12 protein-coding genes are annotated in these 17,776 nt (G+C 59.1%); 6 read left to right on the forward strand and 6 right to left on the reverse strand.

Annotated features, from left to right (window positions below; genetic code table 11):
- Together ftsK and lrp are read right to left on the reverse strand one after the other, a co-directional pair.
- Positions 1 to 4,281, reverse strand: coding sequence for a DNA translocase FtsK (gene ftsK, locus AC6CWS_RS06875; RefSeq protein WP_065881858.1), 4,281 nt, complete (start codon positions 4,279 to 4,281; stop codon positions 1 to 3).
- Between the two features lie 135 nt (positions 4,282 to 4,416).
- Entirely contained in the window at positions 4,417 to 4,911 is a 495-nt protein-coding gene (gene lrp, locus AC6CWS_RS06880; protein WP_000228469.1) for a leucine-responsive transcriptional regulator Lrp, read from the reverse strand.
- 532 nt (positions 4,912 to 5,443) lie between these two features.
- On the opposite strand from lrp, the gene trxB reads away from it, so the two are divergent.
- The 5 genes from trxB (at position 5,444) to infA (ending at position 11,328) form a co-directional block, all read left to right on the forward strand.
- Positions 5,444 to 6,412 (forward strand): thioredoxin-disulfide reductase, encoded by a 969-nt coding sequence (gene trxB / locus AC6CWS_RS06885; RefSeq protein WP_002898019.1) that lies wholly within the window; start codon positions 5,444 to 5,446, stop codon positions 6,410 to 6,412.
- A 114-nt stretch (positions 6,413 to 6,526) separates the two neighbouring features.
- Positions 6,527 to 8,293, forward strand: a complete 1,767-nt coding sequence (gene cydD, locus AC6CWS_RS06890) for a heme ABC transporter permease/ATP-binding protein CydD (protein WP_023289008.1) — start codon at positions 6,527 to 6,529, stop codon at positions 8,291 to 8,293.
- Entirely contained in the window at positions 8,294 to 10,015 is a 1,722-nt protein-coding gene (gene cydC / locus AC6CWS_RS06895) for a heme ABC transporter ATP-binding protein/permease CydC (RefSeq protein ID WP_023289007.1), read from the forward strand. It abuts the gene before it with no gap.
- Between the two features lie 39 nt (positions 10,016 to 10,054).
- Positions 10,055 to 10,756 (forward strand): leucyl/phenylalanyl-tRNA--protein transferase, encoded by a 702-nt coding sequence (gene aat / locus AC6CWS_RS06900; RefSeq protein ID WP_023289006.1) that lies wholly within the window; start codon positions 10,055 to 10,057, stop codon positions 10,754 to 10,756.
- Positions 10,757 to 11,109: 353 nt separating this feature from the next.
- Positions 11,110 to 11,328: a translation initiation factor IF-1 gene (gene infA / locus AC6CWS_RS06905; protein ID WP_001040187.1), complete on the forward strand. Its 219-nt coding sequence runs from the start codon at positions 11,110 to 11,112 to the stop codon at positions 11,326 to 11,328.
- 122 nt (positions 11,329 to 11,450) lie between these two features.
- On the opposite strand, the gene clpA is transcribed toward infA, so the two are convergent.
- Both clpA and clpS read right to left on the reverse strand, forming a co-directional pair.
- Positions 11,451 to 13,730, reverse strand: coding sequence for an ATP-dependent Clp protease ATP-binding subunit ClpA (gene clpA, locus AC6CWS_RS06910; RefSeq protein ID WP_032455257.1), 2,280 nt, complete (start codon positions 13,728 to 13,730; stop codon positions 11,451 to 11,453).
- A gap of 30 nt (positions 13,731 to 13,760) precedes the next feature.
- Positions 13,761 to 14,078: an ATP-dependent Clp protease adapter ClpS gene (clpS, locus tag AC6CWS_RS06915; protein ID WP_002896520.1), complete on the reverse strand. Its 318-nt coding sequence runs from the start codon at positions 14,076 to 14,078 to the stop codon at positions 13,761 to 13,763.
- Between the two features lie 325 nt (positions 14,079 to 14,403).
- On the opposite strand from clpS, the gene cspD reads away from it, so the two are divergent.
- A complete protein-coding gene (gene cspD, locus AC6CWS_RS06920) occupies positions 14,404 to 14,625 on the forward strand; it encodes a cold shock-like protein CspD (protein WP_002896516.1) in 222 nt (73 codons plus the stop codon).
- A gap of 76 nt (positions 14,626 to 14,701) precedes the next feature.
- Here cspD and macB read toward each other — a convergent pair whose 3' ends face one another.
- On the reverse strand, positions 14,702 to 16,642 hold the full coding sequence (gene macB, locus AC6CWS_RS06925) for a macrolide ABC transporter ATP-binding protein/permease MacB (protein WP_044521907.1): 1,941 nt from the start codon (positions 16,640 to 16,642) through the stop codon (positions 14,702 to 14,704).
- Positions 16,639 to 17,754: a macrolide transporter subunit MacA gene (gene macA / locus AC6CWS_RS06930; RefSeq protein WP_050532922.1), complete on the reverse strand. Its 1,116-nt coding sequence runs from the start codon at positions 17,752 to 17,754 to the stop codon at positions 16,639 to 16,641. Before macA ends, macB begins: the two co-directional genes overlap by 4 nt.
- Positions 17,755 to 17,776: the final 22 nt, after the last annotated feature.

Raw genomic sequence — 17,776 nt, forward strand, 5'->3', positions numbered from 1 at the left:
TCATTCAAAGGGCGGCGGCGCCAGTACTTCGCGGTTACCGTTATGGCCCTGCTCGCTGACAATGCCCTGCGCTTCCATCTGTTCGATAATACGCGCGGCACGGTTATAGCCGATGCGGAACTGGCGCTGCACCCCGGAAATCGACGCTTTACGCTTCTCGGTCACAAAGCTGACCGCCTGATCGAACAGCGGATCCAGCTCTTCACCACCGTCGAAGCCACCGCCGCCGCCTTCGCTTTCGCTGTCGGAGGTAATGCCGTCTACATACTGCGGACGACCGCGGGCTTTCCAGTCCTGAACCACGGCGTGGACTTCCTGGTCGCGAACAAACGCCCCATGGACGCGCACCGGCGTGGTGGAGTTCGGCCCGGAGTAGAGCATGTCCCCCATCCCGAGCAGCGATTCCGCACCGCCCTGATCCAGAATGGTACGCGAGTCAATTTTGCTCGACACGGTAAAAGCGATGCGCGTCGGAATGTTGGCCTTAATCAGACCGGTAATGACATCCACCGACGGACGCTGCGTCGCCAGCACCAGGTGGATCCCCGCCGCACGCGCTTTCTGCGCCAGGCGAGCGATCAGCTCTTCCACCTTCTTACCGACGGTCATCATCAGGTCGGCGAATTCGTCCACCAGCACCACAATGTACGGCAGCTTTTCCAGTACCGGGTGCACGGCGTCCATACTGTCGCCAGGCTTCCAGTACGGATCCGGGATCGGACGCCCCATGCGCGCCGCTTCTGCAATCTTCTCGTTATAGCCCGCCAGGTTACGCACGCCCAGCGCCGACATCAGCTTGTAGCGACGCTCCATCTCGTTGACGCTCCAGCGCAGCGCATTGGCGGCGTCTTTCATGTCGGTAACCACTTCCGTCAGCAGGTGCGGAATACCTTCGTAGACCGACAGCTCCAGCATTTTCGGGTCAATCATGATGAAACGCACATCTTCCGGCTGCGCCTTGTAGAGCATGCTGAGGATCATGGCGTTGACGCCGACCGACTTACCGGAACCGGTGGTACCGGCCACCAGCAGGTGCGGCATTTTCGCCAGATCGGCCACCACCGGATCGCCGGCGATGTCTTTACCCAGCACCACGGTCAGCGGCGACGGGTTATCACGGAACTTGCTGTTGTCGAGCACTTCACGCAGGTAGACGGTCTGGCGCTTTTTATTCGGCAGCTCAAGCCCGACATACGGTTTACCCGGGATCACCTCCACCACGCGCACGGCGACCGTGGACAGCGAACGCGCCAGATCCCGTGACAGGTTAGAGATTCGCGCCGCTTTGACGCCAGGCGCCAGATTCAGTTCGAAGCGGGTGATCACCGGCCCCGGCGAGTAGTTCACCACATCCGCTTTAATGCGGAAATCGGCGAGTCGCGCTTCCACCAGTCGTGCCATCTGCTCGAGAGCAAAGGTATCCACCGGCTCGACTTCACTGGGCGGCGGCGTAAGCAGATCCAGCGACGGCAGCGGCGTCGTCGGCTTTTGCAGCGGTCGACTATCGCCATTGCGCATCAGCAGCGGGTGGATCAGGCTCTCCTGCGGCGCAGGCGCGGCAGGCTGATGCCCCTGCGGGGTAACCGGCTGGTGCTGCGGCACGGACTGCGGCGCAGTCTGGTAAGGCTGCGGCGGTACTGGCTGATGGTGTACCGGCTGGTGCTGCGCAGGTTGATAACCCTGCTGCGGAGCGGCGGCCGGTTGTTGATAGTGCTGGGCTGGCTGCTGCGGCTGTACTTCAGGTGTCGGCGTAAACAGCGGCTCGCTCGGCCCCTCATTGACCAGGGTTTTCATCGGCGAGAATTCGTAATCCGCCGGTGAGAACGGATTGGCGCCCGGCGGCTGCTCGGAGGCGTAGCGCTGCTGCTGGGTGGCGGCAAACTGGCGCGCCAGCTCCGCTTCCGCCGCGGCGTCGGCATCATCGTCATCAGTCGCGTTATCGTCTTCCCAGCGATGGCCATAGCGCTGCTGTTGAGTGGCGGCGAACTGGCGAGCCAGTTCATCCTGCTCCATAGCATCCGCTTCCTCATCCGAGAGCAGCCCATCATCATAATGGGGGTCTCGCTCTGCCTGCCGCGCGCGCTGTTCTGCTTCACGCTGCGACGGTAGCTTGATGCCGTAGGAGGCCAGTTCCCGACGCGTCGGGACGCGAACGCGATTAGGCCGCGGTAGTTTTGGACCAATGCCCTCTTTCACCTGTACCCGCGGTCCGCTGGAGGCCGGGCTGAACAATGGCGCCGTCGCTGCGGACGCGGCGGTCGCCGTCGTCGCGGCCGCTGAGCCGCCGCTGGCAGCCGTTGCCTGATGCACCCCGGCCGCCACCGCAGAAACCACGGTTGACTCCACGGGCGGTTTGGACGGGGCGGCTGGCGGCGTCAGCGGTTTGGTGGCGATCGGGCTTTCCGGCTCCGGAATAGGCTGATACCAGGAAGCCAGCAGCTCGCGTTCGCGCGCCCGTTTCTCTTCCACTTCCTCGAAGTAATAGAGCGGCGGACGTTTCACTTCTTCCTGCACGGCCTCAGGCTCTGGCTGCGCGGCAGGTACCGGCGCGGGCTCAGGCTGATACGCCTGCGGCGCGGGCTGACCGGCATGCGGATCGTAAACCGGCTGCTGATACTGTGCAGGCTCGGGTTGATACCCCTGCGGCGCGGGCTGGCCGGCATACGGATCGTAAACCGGCTGCTGATACTGTGCAGGCTCGGGTTGATACCCCTGCGGCGCAGGCTGTTGCCCGGCATATGGATCGTAAACCGGCTGCTGGTGCGGCGCAGGCTCGGGTTGATGCCCCTGCGGCGCGGGCTGACCGGCATGCGGATCGTAAACCGGCTGCTGATACTGTGCAGGCTCGGATTGATAGCCCTGCGGCGCAGGCTGTTGCCCGGCATATGGATCGTAAACCGGCTGCTGATACTGTGCAGGCTCTGGTTGATACCCCTGCGGCGCAGGCTGTTGTCCGGCATACGGATCGTAAACCGGCTGCTGATACTGTGCAGGCTCGGGTTGATACCCCTGCGGCGCAGGCTGTTGTCCGGCATGCGGATCGTAAACCGGCTGTTGATACTGCGCTGGCTCTGGCTGATACGCCTGCGGCGCGGGTTGCCCCGCTGGCGGCTGATAAGCAGCCTGCTGGAACGGGGCGGGTTCAGGCTGGTAGGCCTGCTGCGGAGGATAGCTGGCTTCTGGCTGATAAGCCGGCGCAGCGCCTTGATGGCCCGCCGTCGACTCGCCCCACGCCTGCGGCGCGGCAGTGGCCGCCGCCGCTGCGCCCACCGGCTCAGCGATACTGTGGCCGTTCAGCAACGGATCGTAAGGGTCGAAATCGCCCGGGCGCGCGGCGCTGGCGCCGGAAAATAGCACATCATTCTCTGCGGGACGCGCGGCGCTGGCACCGGAAAACAGTACATCGTCGGCGGCGACAGGCGCACCGCTGGCGCTGTACTGCACGGCCTCTTCCCCGTCGTCCATCCGTTTGCCGGAGAAAAGCGCCGCGTCGGTTTTACGCCCCATAGGGTTGGTAAACTTCTCGGCCAGACGTTTACGCCGCGCCAGCGCGCTGCGCAAGATACGGGCCCGACGCGACTCCTGGGGGGTTGCCACCTCTTCGTCGTCGTACTCTTCATCGTCGTCTTCGTATTCGCCTTCATCGACCCAGGTATCATCCCGACGGGTGCGGTTGCTGGCAAAGGTGAGTACGGACAGGATGCCGCCGCCCAGTTTTTCCGCAATGCTGACCCACGACCAGCCGGTAAACAGCGTCAGGCCGGCCGCCCAGATGCACAACAGAGCGATGGTGCCGCCGCTGCTGTGCAGCAGCGGTTGCAGGGTGGTGCTCAGCAGGCTGCCAATCACCCCGCCAGAGGCGAAGTACCAGATATCATCGGCGTTAATCGCCGCCAGACCGCAGGAGGTCAGGATCAGGGCTAACGCACCGATGAGACGCAGAGAAACGGCGAAATAATCAATGTATTCGTCGTTTTCCTGATGCCGCCAGGCAAACCAGCATCCGCCGATGATGATCACCGGGATGGTATAGGCCATGACGCCAAAAATGAAAAACAGGGTATCGGCAAGCCACGCGCCGGGGGCGCCGCCTAAATTATGAATAGGCTCATGCCATGCCGTTTGCGACCAGCTTGGGTCCGAGGGGTTAAAGCTCAGTAATGCCGCCATCAGCCAGATGGCGAAGAGGGAGCAAAGGATGAGCATCGCCTCAAGGAGTCGGCGCCCGCTGCTGAGTTTGGTAAGTTTGACTTCTTTGTCTTCGGTGTATTCCTGGCTCAAGAAAGGCTCTCCAGGTATCAGGCTGTTTCCTGCCTGCTGCTAAAACGGACAACAGCGCCGGGTCTCCCCGGCACTGTTGCTGTATGGATTAACAGGAGTGTAATCAAACTACGTCGAGTTTGCACCTGTTCCGTGTTAGCGCGTCTTAATAACCAGACGATTACTTTGCTTGACTTCTTCCATTACCACATAGGTACGGGTGTCGTTAACGCCCGGCAGGCGCAGCAAGGTCTCGCCCAGTAATTTACGATACGCTGACATATCCGGTACGCGGGTTTTCAACAGATAGTCGAAATCACCGGAAACCAGATGACACTCTTGAATTTCTTCAAGTTTTTGCACTGCGGCGTTAAATTGCTCAAACACATCCGGTGCGCCACGATTCAGAGTAATCTCAACAAATACCAGAAGTGATGCATCCAGATAATGCGGGTTGAGCAGCGCCGTATAGCCCTGAATAAAACCCTGTCTTTCAAGACGACGCACACGCTCAAGGCAAGGCGTCGGAGAAAGTCCCACCCGTTTAGAAAGCTCGACGTTAGAAATTCGCCCATCTTTTTGCAATTCATTCAGGATGTTACGATCAATGCGGTCGAGATCTTTGCCAGGGCGCTTCTTGCTATCTACCATTATTATTGTCTCTCTGTATTCCTTCCCTACTCCTGTTCCGGCTCTGTGCCTTCACTGCCAGAGCCCATCCTGTTATTACCCGTACGACATTAGGTAACCCAGGGGTACGTGAGAAGCCCGTTGCCTGACGGCAGTCACCGATATCACGCATGGCGTCTGTCCACACCATGCGTAGATTTCGTTAACCCGGATAAAAATGGCATTTGCGTGCATGAAAATTCGCCGCACGCCAAATACTGCTTTTTTTCTTCCTTGAATGTTTTCGCAAAAGCACAGGGGATTGTCAAAGCAAAACATCGATTTTTAGTACAAGATGCCAGATATTCATCATCCACCCTGGTTGATTCTCATTTTTTCGTCTTATAATTGTCCCGCCAACAGTAGAAATAGTTATATTCCTTGCCGGGAAAATCGCCAATTCATCGGCCGCTTCTATTGCACACATCGTTAACAAAATCGCTGCGCTCTTTTTTTACGACAACAAATTCCCTACAATCCCAGCCCAATGTATGCCAATTATTATGGGGATCTCATGGGCACAGCCAAACACAGTAAACTGCTTATTCTTGGTTCTGGACCTGCGGGATACACCGCGGCGGTCTATGCCGCGCGCGCCAACCTGCAGCCGGTGCTGATCACCGGGATGGAAAAAGGCGGTCAGCTGACCACCACGACGGAAGTGGAAAACTGGCCAGGCGATCCGAACGATTTGACCGGTCCGCTGCTGATGGAGCGCATGCACGAGCATGCCGCGAAATTTGAAACCGAGATTATTTTCGACCATATCAGCCGCGTCGACCTGCAAAACCGGCCGTTCCGTCTGACCGGCGACAGCGGCGAATACACCTGTGACGCGCTGATTATCGCCACCGGCGCTTCAGCCCGTTACCTGGGCCTGCCTTCCGAAGAAGCCTTCAAGGGCCGCGGCGTTTCCGCGTGCGCCACCTGTGACGGATTCTTCTATCGCAACCAGAAAGTGGCGGTGATCGGCGGCGGCAACACCGCGGTTGAAGAGGCCCTGTATCTGTCGAACATCGCCTCTGAGGTACATCTGATCCACCGTCGCGATTCCTTCCGTGCGGAAAAAATCCTCATCAAACGCCTGATGGACAAAGTGGCAAGCGGCAACATCGTGCTGCATACCGATCGCACCCTCGAAGAGGTGACCGGCGACCAGATGGGCGTCAGCGGCCTGCGTCTGCGCGATACCAAAAACAGCGACAACGTCGAGTCCCTGGAAGTAGCCGGTCTGTTTGTCGCCATCGGCCACAGCCCGAACACCGCCATCTTTGAAGGTCAGCTGGAGCTGGAGAACGGCTACATCAAAGTGCAGTCCGGTATCCACGGCAACGCGACCCAGACCAGCATCCCGGGCGTGTTTGCCGCCGGCGATGTCATGGACCATATTTATCGTCAGGCTATCACCTCCGCCGGCACCGGCTGCATGGCGGCGCTGGACGCTGAACGTTACCTCGACGGTCTGGCTGACGCGTGCAAATAATCTTTACAAGTCAGTAACAAAGGTAAAGAAGGCGACGAAAAGTCGCCTTTATTTTTGCCGCGATGTAACATTGCCGTGCCCAATATTCCCATAACGACACCTGCTAAGCGCGCAATGAATAAAACCCGTCAACAAGAGTTAACCCGCTGGTTAAAACAGCAAAGCATTATCTCCCGTCGCTGGTTGATGATTTCCCGCCTCCTCGGCGTGGCGAGCGGTCTGCTGATCGTGGCGCAGGCCTGGTTCCTGGCGCGGATCCTGCACCGGATGGTGATGGAGAATATTCCTGCGACCGCCCTGCTGCTGCCGCTGACCCTGCTGGTGCTGACCTTTGTGCTGCGCGCCTGGGTGGTCTGGCTGCGTGAACGGGTCGGCTTTCAGGCCGGACAGCATATTCGCTATGAAATTCGCCGCCAGGTGCTCGACCGTCTCCAGCAGGCGGGCCCGGCGTGGATCCAGGGTAAACCGGCCGGCAGCTGGGCGACGCTTATCCTCGAGCAGATCGACGATATGCATGACTATTATGCCCGCTACCTGCCGCAGATGACGCTGGCGGCCTGCGTGCCGCTGCTGATCGTTATCACTATTTTCCCGATCAACTGGGCCGCCGCGCTGATCCTCCTCGGCACCGCGCCGCTGATCCCCCTGTTCATGGCCCTGGTTGGGATGGGCGCCGCCGATGCCAACCGGCGTAACTTCCAGGCGCTGGCCCGCCTCAGCGGCCACTTCCTCGACCGTCTGCGCGGCATGGAAACCTTGCGTATTTTTCACCGTGGTCAGGCCGAAACGGATAATATTCGCGACGCCTCGCAGGACTTTCGCCAACGCACCATGGAAGTCCTGCGCCTGGCGTTCCTCTCCTCCGGAGTACTGGAGTTTTTCACCTCGCTCTCCATTGCGCTGGTAGCGGTTTATTTCGGCTTCTCATACCTGGGCGAGCTTAACTTCGGCCACTATGGCGCGGGCGTCACGCTGATGGCGGGCTTCCTGACGCTGATCCTCGCCCCGGAGTTTTTCCAGCCATTACGCGACCTGGGCACCTTCTACCATGCCAAAGCCCAGGCCGTCGGCGCTGCGGACAGTCTGAAAACGTTTATGGAAACCCCGCTGACCCAGGTGGAGCGTGGCGAAAAAACCTTAAATGATAACGATCTGATTGGCGTGGAAGCGCGCGATCTGCTGATTAAATCCCCCGACGGGAAAGTCCTCGCCGGGCCGCTGAATTTTTCACTGCCTGCAGGCGCGCGGGTGGTGCTGGTGGGACAGAGCGGCTCAGGGAAAAGTTCCCTGCTGAACACCCTGCTCGGCTTTTTGCCCTATGAAGGTTCGCTGAAGGTCAACGGCGTGGAGCTGCGCGAGCTGGACGCCGATCGCTGGCGTCGCCTGTTAAGCTGGGTGGGGCAGAATCCCCAGCTTCCTGCCGCCACGCTGCGGGAAAATGTGCTGCTGGCGTGGCCGGAAGCCAGCGATGCCCAGCTTCGGCTGGCGCTGGACAAGGCCTGGGTGAGCGAGTTTATCGCTCTGCTGCCGGATGGGATCCATACCGCCGTGGGCGATCAGGCGGGCCGTCTGTCGGTCGGCCAGGCGCAGCGTATCGCGGTCGCCCGCGCGCTGTTGGTGCCGTGCCGCCTGCTGCTGCTGGATGAACCCGCCGCCAGCCTCGACGCCCATAGCGAACAACGGGTCATGCAGGCGTTGACCCACGCCTCCACCCAGCAAACCACGCTGCTGGTTACCCATCAGCTTGAGGGACTGGCGGACTGGGATGCCGTCTGGGTGATGCAGAACGGACAGATTATCGAACAAGGCGACTACGCCACGCTGGCCCGCGCCGGCGGGGTCTTCTCGGCGCTGTTGGCCCATCGTCAGGAGGAGATTTAAATGCGTGCGCTCTTACCCTATCTGGCACTGTATAAACGCCACAAATGGATGCTGCTGCTCGGCATCGTACTGGCTATTGTGACCCTGCTGGCCAGTATCGGCCTGCTGACGCTCTCCGGCTGGTTTCTCTCCGCCTCTGCGGTGGTGGGCGTCGCCGGGATCTACAGTTTTAACTATATGCTGCCCGCCGCGGGCGTCCGCGGCGCAGCGATTATCCGTACCGCCGGACGCTATTTCGAGCGTCTGGTCAGCCACGATGCCACCTTCCGCGTGCTGCAGCACCTGCGCGTCTTCACCTTCAGCAAACTGCTCCCCCTCTCTCCGGCGGGGCTGGCGCGCTTTCGCCAGGGGGAACTGCTCAACCGCGTAGTCGCCGACGTCGACACCCTGGATCATCTCTACCTGCGGGTCATTTCGCCGCTGGTCGGCGCGCTGGTGGTGATTGTGGTGGTGACCTGCGGATTAAGCCTGCTCGATGTTACCCTCGCGCTGACGCTCGGCGGCATCATGCTGGTGACCCTGCTGGTTATGCCGCCGCTGTTCTATCGCGCCGGTAAACCGGCCGGAGAGAGTATGACCCAGCTGCGCGGTCAGTATCGACAACAGCTTACCGCCTGGCTGCAGGGCCAGGCGGAGCTGATGGTGTTTAACGCCAGCGACCGCTATCGCGCGCAAATGGAAAAAACCGAGCTCAGCTGGCAGGACGCGCAGCGTCGCCAGGCCGAGCTGACCGCGCTTTCACAGGCGCTAATGCTGTTAATTGGCGGAATCGCCGTGGTGGCCATGCTCTGGCTGGCCTCAGACGGCGTCGGCGGCAACAGTCAGCCCGGGGCGCTGATCGCCCTATTCGTCTTCTGCGCCCTGGCGGCTTTCGAAGCCCTGGCGCCCGTCACCGGCGCTTTCCAGCATTTAGGTCAGGTGATCGCCTCCGCGCTGCGGATCTCGCAGATCACTGACCAGCAGCCGGAAGTCTCCTTCGTTGAGGGCGAGGCCAGCAGGCCTGCGCAGGTGGCCTTAACCTTCAGGCAGGTCACCTTCCGCTACCCGCAGCAGCCCTCCCCCGCCCTGGAGAACATCTCCCTGCAGATTGCCGCCGGGGAACATATCGCTATTCTTGGCCGAACCGGCTGCGGAAAGTCGACGCTGTTGCAGTTGCTCACCCGCGCATGGGATCCGGCGCAGGGAGAGATATTGCTCAACGACCAGCCGCTGTCCGGGCTGAGCGAAGCCACCCTGCGGCAGTCAATGAGCGTGGTGCCGCAGCGCGTGCATCTGTTCAGCGCCACCCTGCGCGACAACCTGCGGCTGGCGGCGCCTGAGGCTGATGACACTCTGCTCTGCGCCACCCTTGAGAAGGTAGGCCTGGAAAAACTGCTGGAAGATGGCGGACTCAACGGCTGGCTGGGCGAAGGCGGACGCCAGCTTTCCGGCGGCGAACTGCGCCGGCTGGCCATTGCCCGCGCGCTGCTCCACGATGCGCCGCTGATGCTGCTGGATGAACCGACAGAAGGTCTGGATGCCGCCACCGAAAGCCAGATCCTGCATCTGCTGGCGGAAGTCATGCGCGAGAAAACCGTGCTGATGGTCACCCACCGCCTGCGAGGCCTGGCGCGTTTTAATCAGATAATAGTCATGGACAACGGCCAGATAATTGAGCAAGGTAGTCACGCGGAGCTGCTCGCTAAACAGGGCCGGTACTTCCAGTTTAAACAGCGTCTGTAGGCTATTATCTAATTTTTGCTGATGCGTATTGAGGTTAAAATGCGTCTGGTTCAGCTCTCCCGGCATTCTATCGCCTTCCCTTCTCCGGAAGGCGCCCTGCGTGAACCTAACGGCCTGCTGGCGCTCGGCGGCGATCTAAGCCCCGCGCGTCTGCTGATGGCCTATCAGCGTGGTATTTTTCCCTGGTTTTCCCCCGGCGACCCGATCCTCTGGTGGTCGCCCGATCCCCGGGCAGTGCTTTGGCCGGAGCAGTTCCATCTCAGCCGCAGCATGAAGCGCTTTCATCAGCGCTCCCCCTACCGCGTCACGCTCAATCATGCCTTTGGCGAGGTGATTGAGGGCTGCGCCAGCGATCGTGACGAAGGCACCTGGATAACCAGCAGCATCGTTCGCGCCTATCACCAGCTGCATGAGCTGGGCCATGCCCACTCTATTGAAGTCTGGCAGGAGAATACCCTTGTGGGGGGAATGTACGGCGTGGCGCAGGGGGCGTTGTTTTGCGGCGAGTCGATGTTCAGCCGGGCGGAAAATGCCTCTAAAACCGCGCTGCTGGTATTTTGCCAGGACTTTGCGCAGAGCGGCGGTAAATTAATTGACTGTCAGGTGCTGAACAACCACACCGCGTCATTAGGCGCAGTGGATATTCCCCGCCGCGATTATCTGGACTATCTCTCGGTATTACGCGGCTACCGTCTACCCGAGCGATTTTGGGTACCACGGGTGCTATTTCCGGGCGGATAATAAAATGTTTTCAGCACATTTTGCGTCAGGATGGTATAATTGCGCGGTAGAGTAGCTTCTGCCTGTTGCCCCGCCGCCGTTTGGGAATAATAAGAGTCAGATAACGCCCATCGTTCTGTCACTCCCCTTTACGTTTGCGCCTGTCACGCGGCATGGCCGTGTGTGTCCCGGGCAATGCGCCAAAACTACTTCGGCGATTCATACCCGTCATATTTCCATTGCCGGCGTGCTGACTGCGCGCCTTGCGGTAAGGTGAATGATTCAGGGTAGACACGTAAAACTTTACTTACATGATGAACTTCGGCATTATCTTGCCGGTTCAAAACTACGGTAGTGATACCCCAGAGGACTAGATGGCCAAAGAAGACAATATTGAAATGCAGGGCACCGTACTTGAAACGTTGCCTAACACTATGTTCCGCGTAGAACTGGAAAACGGTCACGTGGTAACCGCGCATATCTCCGGTAAAATGCGTAAAAACTACATCCGCATTCTGACGGGCGACAAAGTGACTGTTGAGCTGACCCCGTACGACCTGAGCAAAGGCCGCATTGTCTTCCGTAGTCGCTGATTGTTTTCGCCACTAAGGCGTCAGATGCTGAAGGCCGGGATAATTCCCGGTCTTTTCATTTCTACCGCCAGCCAGCAAAAAAAAACCGGCCAATGGCCGGTTTTTACATGCAAGATATCGCCTTAGTGGGCGGCTTCCGGTTTGTGCTTCGGCGCGCTCTGGAAGTCGTAAGTCAGCGTATTTTTCACGCTGTCCAGAGAGACCGTCACCTGCCCCCCGTCGACCAGCGAGCCAAACAGCAGCTCGTTCGCCAGCGGTTTTTTCAGGTTGTCCTGAATGACGCGTCCCATCGGACGTGCCCCCATCGCCCGGTCGTAGCCTTTTTCCGCCAGCCAGTCGCGCGCTTCCTGGCTGACTTCCAGGGAGACGCCTTTCTGATCCAGCTGAACCTGCAGCTCGACGATAAACTTGTCGACAACCTGATGGATCACCGTGGTGGAGAGGTGATCGAACCAGATAATGTTGTCGAGACGGTTACGGAACTCCGGCGTAAAGATCTTCTTGATCTCATCCATTGCATCCGGACTGTTGTCCTGCTGGATAAGGCCAATCGATTTACGCTCGGTTTCCCGCACCCCGGCGTTAGTGGTCATCACCAGCACCACGTTGCGGAAGTCCGCTTTACGTCCGTTGTTATCGGTCAGCGTTCCGTTATCCATCACCTGCAGCAGCAGGTTGAACACGTCCGGATGCGCTTTTTCGATCTCATCGAGCAGCAGCACCGCGTGCGGATGTTTAATCACCGCATCGGTCAGCAGCCCGCCCTGATCGAAGCCGACGTAGCCCGGAGGCGCCCCGATTAAACGGCTGACGGTATGACGTTCCATATATTCGGACATATCAAAACGCAGCAGCTCAATACCCAGCGCCTTCGCCAGCTGCACGGTCACTTCGGTTTTCCCCACCCCGGTCGGCCCGGCGAACAGGAATGAACCCACCGGCTTGTGCTCATGGCCCAGCCCGGCGCGCGCCATTTTGATGGCTTCCGTCAGCGCCTCGATGGCCTTATCCTGACCAAAGACCAGCATTTTCAGTCGATCGCCAAGGTTTTTCAGCGTATCGCGATCGCTGCGGGAGACGCTCTTCTCAGGGATCCGCGCAATGCGCGCCACCACTGACTCGATATCCGCCACATTGACCGTTTTCTTACGCTTGCTGACCGGCATTAAGCGCGCCCGCGCCCCTGCCTCGTCAATCACGTCAATCGCCTTATCCGGCAGATGACGATCGTTAATGTATTTCACCGCCAGCTCAACCGCGGCACGCACCGCCTTGGCGGTATAACGCACATCGTGGTGCGCTTCGTACTTCGGCTTCAGGCCGTTGATAATCTGCACGGTCTCTTCCACCGACGGTTCGGTAATATCAATTTTCTGGAAACGGCGGGCCAGCGCACGATCTTTCTCAAAGATGTTGCTGAACTCCTGGTAAGTGGTGGAGCCAATCACCCGGATCTTGCCGCTGGAAAGCAGCGGTTTGATCAGGTTAGCCGCATCGACCTGACCGCCAGACGCCGCCCCCGCACCGATGATGGTGTGGATCTCATCAATGAACAGGATGCTGTTGGTATCCTGCTCCAGCTGTTTGAGCAACGCTTTAAAGCGTTTTTCAAAATCGCCACGGTATTTCGTCCCGGCCAGCAGAGAACCAATATCGAGCGAGTAGATGGTGCAGTCAGCCATGACTTCCGGCACGTCGCCCTGCACAATACGCCAGGCAAGGCCTTCGGCGATGGCGGTTTTACCGACGCCGGATTCTCCCACCAGCAGCGGGTTATTTTTACGCCGACGGCACAGAACCTGGATGGCGCGCTCCAGCTCTTTTTCACGGCCGATCAGGGGATCAATGCCGCCGACGCGAGCAAGCTGATTGAGGTTGGTGGTGAAGTTTTCCATACGTTCCTCCCCGCCGGCTTGCTCTTCATTGCCAGGCTGGCTTCCGCTGTTATCGGAAGACTGGCTCGGCTCGTCTTTGCGTGTACCATGAGAAATGAAGTTCACCACATCGAGTCGGCTCACTTCATGTTTACGCAGCAGGTAGGCGGCCTGCGACTCCTGCTCGCTGAAAATCGCCACCAGCACGTTGGCGCCGGTCACTTCGCTGCGGCCAGAAGATTGCACGTGGAAGACGGCGCGCTGCAGCACACGCTGGAAGCTCAGCGTCGGCTGGGTATCGCGCTCTTCTTCCGTGGCTGGCAGGACGGGTGTGGTTTGTTCGATGAAGGCTTCAAGTTCCTGACGCAATGCCACCAGGTCCACTGAACACGCTTCCAGGGCCTCACGGGCCGAGGGGTTGCTTAGCAGAGCCAGCAGCAAGTGCTCGACGGTCATAAACTCATGACGGTGCTCGCGCGCTCTGGCGAAAGCCATATTTAAACTGAGTTCCAGTTCTTGATTGAGCATAGGCACCTCCCCCAATTTTCATGCCTGTATTCAGGCTTTTTCCAGCGTACACAGCAATGGATGCTCGTTCTCCCTCGCGTACTGATTCACCATAGCGACTTTGGTCTCCGCCACTTCCGCGGTAAACACGCCACAAATCGCCTTACCTTCATAGTGAACCGTGAGCATCAGTTGCGTTGCACGTTCAACATCATAAGAAAAGAATTTTTGTAACACGTCAATAACAAACTCCATTGGAGTGTAGTCATCATTGACCAATATCACTTTATACATAGATGGCGGTTTAATCGCATCACGAACTTCGTCGTCAACCAGGTGCTCGAAGTCCAGCCAATCTCTCTTACTCATCGTCAGTGTTCATCATCGGTTGCTGTTGCCAACAGGCGGAGGCCTGTCGATGACCAGAGGTTATGCTCATCACAAATCTACAACAGATCATAGATAACTATCATCTATCGCTTCTATCCGCGACGGCTGTCACATTCCCCGGCAATAGCGTTAACTGCTTCAAATTTTGACGCATTTTTCGCCGCTCCCCCTCCTCAATCGCTTGACGCGTTTTCGTATTTCTCTAAATTGTAGTGGCGAGAGTTGGCGAGCAATTGAACAACTCGTCACTCCACCACCGGTTCATTCCATCTTACTAATAAAGATTTACGAAGGATGTCGAAGTATGGAAATGGGTACTGTTAAGTGGTTCAACAATGCCAAAGGGTTCGGTTTTATCTGCCCTGAGGGCGGCGGCGAAGACATTTTCGCCCATTACTCCACCATCCAGATGGATGGTTACAGAACGCTAAAAGCCGGACAAGCCGTTCGGTTTGATGTTCACCAGGGGCCAAAAGGCAACCACGCCAGCGTGATCGTCCCTGTGGAAGCGGAAACGGCTGCATAACTCTTTTGCTTCATTGTGTACATCCTGCTAATAAAATGCCAGTCCTTCTGACTGGCATTTTTATTTCTCATCCCGACTACTCCCGCGCCAGGGCATCCACCGGATCGAGCCGCGCCGCATTGCGCGCCGGCAGCCACCCAAACAGCACCCCGGTTAACGTCGAACAGAGAAACGCTGTCACCAGCGCCAGCGGCGAAAAACCGATCTCCCAGCCGGGGAGAAACAGCTGCAGAATAAACGCAATCATCAGCGACAATGTCACCCCCAGCGCGCCGCCGACCAGGCAAACCAGCACCGCTTCGATGAGAAACTGCTGCAGCACATCGCTGGCCCGGGCGCCAACCGCCATGCGGATGCCTATCTCACGCGTTCGTTCGGTCACCGACACCAGCATAATATTCATCACGCCAATCCCGCCGACCACCAGGGCGATCACCGCCACCAATGTCAGGAACAGCTGTAAGGTATGTGTGGTCCTTTCGGCGGTTTTCAAGATGCTGTCCATATTCCAGGTGAATACATCTTTTTTACCATGCCGCAGCTCCAGCAAACGCAGCAGCTGCTTTTCAGCGGTGTCGCTGTCATAGCCTTCATGAACGCGGACGGTGATCGAGTTCAGCCACGACTGGCCCATCACCCTTCCCGCCATGGTGGTGTAGGGCAACCAGACGCGGAGAATTTTACTGCTGCCGAACATCGACTGCTTTTCATCCGCAACGCCAATCACCGTGGCCGGCATATTGCCCACCAGAATCACCTCGCCCACCACTTTCGCTTTATTGGGAAACAGCTGGCGACGGGTATTGCTGTCGAGCACCACCACCTGCGCCCGGCTGTTGAGCTGCAGCTCATTAAAGGTATTGCCCTCGCTAAAGGTCATGCCGTAAACATTAAAGTATTGCGGCCCCACCCCTTCCGCGCTGGCGGCTACGTCAATATTGTTGGCGCGCAGACGCAGGCTTTTTGACACCGCCGGCGTAGCGGAACGCACCCACGGCTGTTTCTGGATCGCCAGCAAGTCGTCATACTTCAGCGCCTGTTGATAGCGCGGGTCGTCATCGCCAAAATCCTTGCCAGGGTAGACGTCAATGGTATTGGTGCCTATCGCGCGAATATCTGCCAGCACCATCTGTTTGGCGGCATCGCCCACCACGACGATCGACACCACCGAGGCAATCCCAATAATAATGCCGAGCATGGTCAGCAGGGTGCGCATTTTATTCGCCGCCATCGCCCGCCAGGCCATGACCAGCGCCTCGCGAAAGCCGCTGGTGAACTGACGCCACGCCGAGGGCTCCTCCTGCTGACGGGCGCGCAGCCCACCGCCCTGGCGGCTGGCGGAGGGGTTGCGGACGATTTCGCCATCGCGGATCTCGACGATCCGCTCCGCCTGAGCGGCGACCTGCGGATCGTGAGTGACAATGATGACCGTGTGCCCCTGCGCTTTCAGCTGGTGCAGGATCGCCATCACCTCTTCGCCGGAATGGCTGTCCAGCGCGCCGGTCGGCTCATCGGCGAGGATCACTTCCCCACCGTTCATCAGGGCGCGGGCAATACTGACCCGCTGCTGTTGGCCGCCGGACAGCTGCGACGGCTGATAGTCGGCGCGATCGCCAAGCCCCAGGCGCGCCAGCAGCTCATGAGCGCGCGCCAGGCGCGCCCGCCGTTCACTGCCGGCATACACCGCCGGCACTTCGACGTTCTGCGCGGCGGTCAGATGCGACAGCAGGTGATAGCGTTGAAAGATAAAACCAAAGTGTTCCCGCCGCAGACGGGCCAGCGCATCGCCATCCAGCTGTGCAATATCGGTTCCCGCCACCCGATAGGTGCCGCTGGTGGGTTTATCAAGGCAGCCAAGGATGTTCATCAGCGTTGATTTACCCGAGCCGGAGGCGCCCACGATCGCCACCATCTCCCCGGCATGGATACTGAGGGTGATCCCCTTGAGGACCTCAACGCTGCCGTCGCCGGAAGGATAGCTGCGACGAATATCACGCAGCTCGAGCAAGGCCGTCATTTTGCCGCCCCGCTCGCGCTCTCGCCGACGATCACCTCATCCCCCTCTTCAAGTCCCTGCACCACCGCGACGTCGGTATCATTGCGCGCGCCAATGACAATCTCACGCTCTTTGACCTCGCCGGTACGCAACAGCCGGACGTGGTAGCGGTTATCACCGACCGCATCGCCCAGGGCGCTCAGCGGGATGGTGATCACGTTCTTCACCTCGGCCAGTTGAATATGCACCTGCGCGGTCATGTCGAGGCGCAGAATCCCCTGCGGGTTCGGGACCTCGAAGCGGGCATAATAGAAGATGGCGTCGTTGACTTTTTCCGGCGTCGGCAGAATGTCCTTCAGCTTGCCTTCATAGCGGGTTAACGGGTCGCCCAGCACGGTAAACCACGCCTTTTGCCCCGGTCTGAGATGGATGACATCCGCTTCGGAGACCTGCGCTTTAACCAGCATGGTGCTGAGGTCCGCCAGGGTCAGAATGTTCGGCGCCTGCTGGGCAGCGATCACCGTCTGTCCCTGCAGGGTGGTAATTTGCGTCACTTCGCCAGCCATCGGCGCCAGGATCCGCGTGTAGTCGAGGTTGGTCTTCGCGGTGTCGAGCGTCGCCTGGTTGCGCTTAATTTGCGCTTCAATGGTGCCGATTTGCGCCTGTTTCACCGCCAGGTCGGTGGCCGCGGTATCGAGGTCCTGTCGCGAGACCAGCTGGCGCTGCGCCAGCTGCTGCTGACGGGCCAGGGTCACCTGCGCCAGCTTACTCTCCGCGCGCGCCTGATTGAGCTGGGCGCGCAGCTCCATCAACGTCGCTTCCACCTCTTTGATCTGGTTTTGCGCCTGCTCAGGATCGATAACCCCCAGCAGTTGGTCCTTTTTGACCTTATCGCCGATATTCACGTGCAGCGTCTTCAGCTGTCCGCTGACCTGGGCGCCGACGTCAACTTTTCGCAGGGCATCCAGCTTGCCGGTAGCCAGCACGCTCTGCTGGAGGTCGCCTTTGCGCACCACCAGTGTCTGGTAGTGCGGCAGCGGCGCGTTGAGGATCTGCCATCCCCAGACCGCCAGACCCAGCACCACGATCGCCAACAGCCACCAGACGGTCCTGCGTTTTCCCTTCACTTTCATATTCCGATTCCTGCTGTTTCCC

This window comes from Klebsiella sp. M041 (assembly GCF_059759695.1).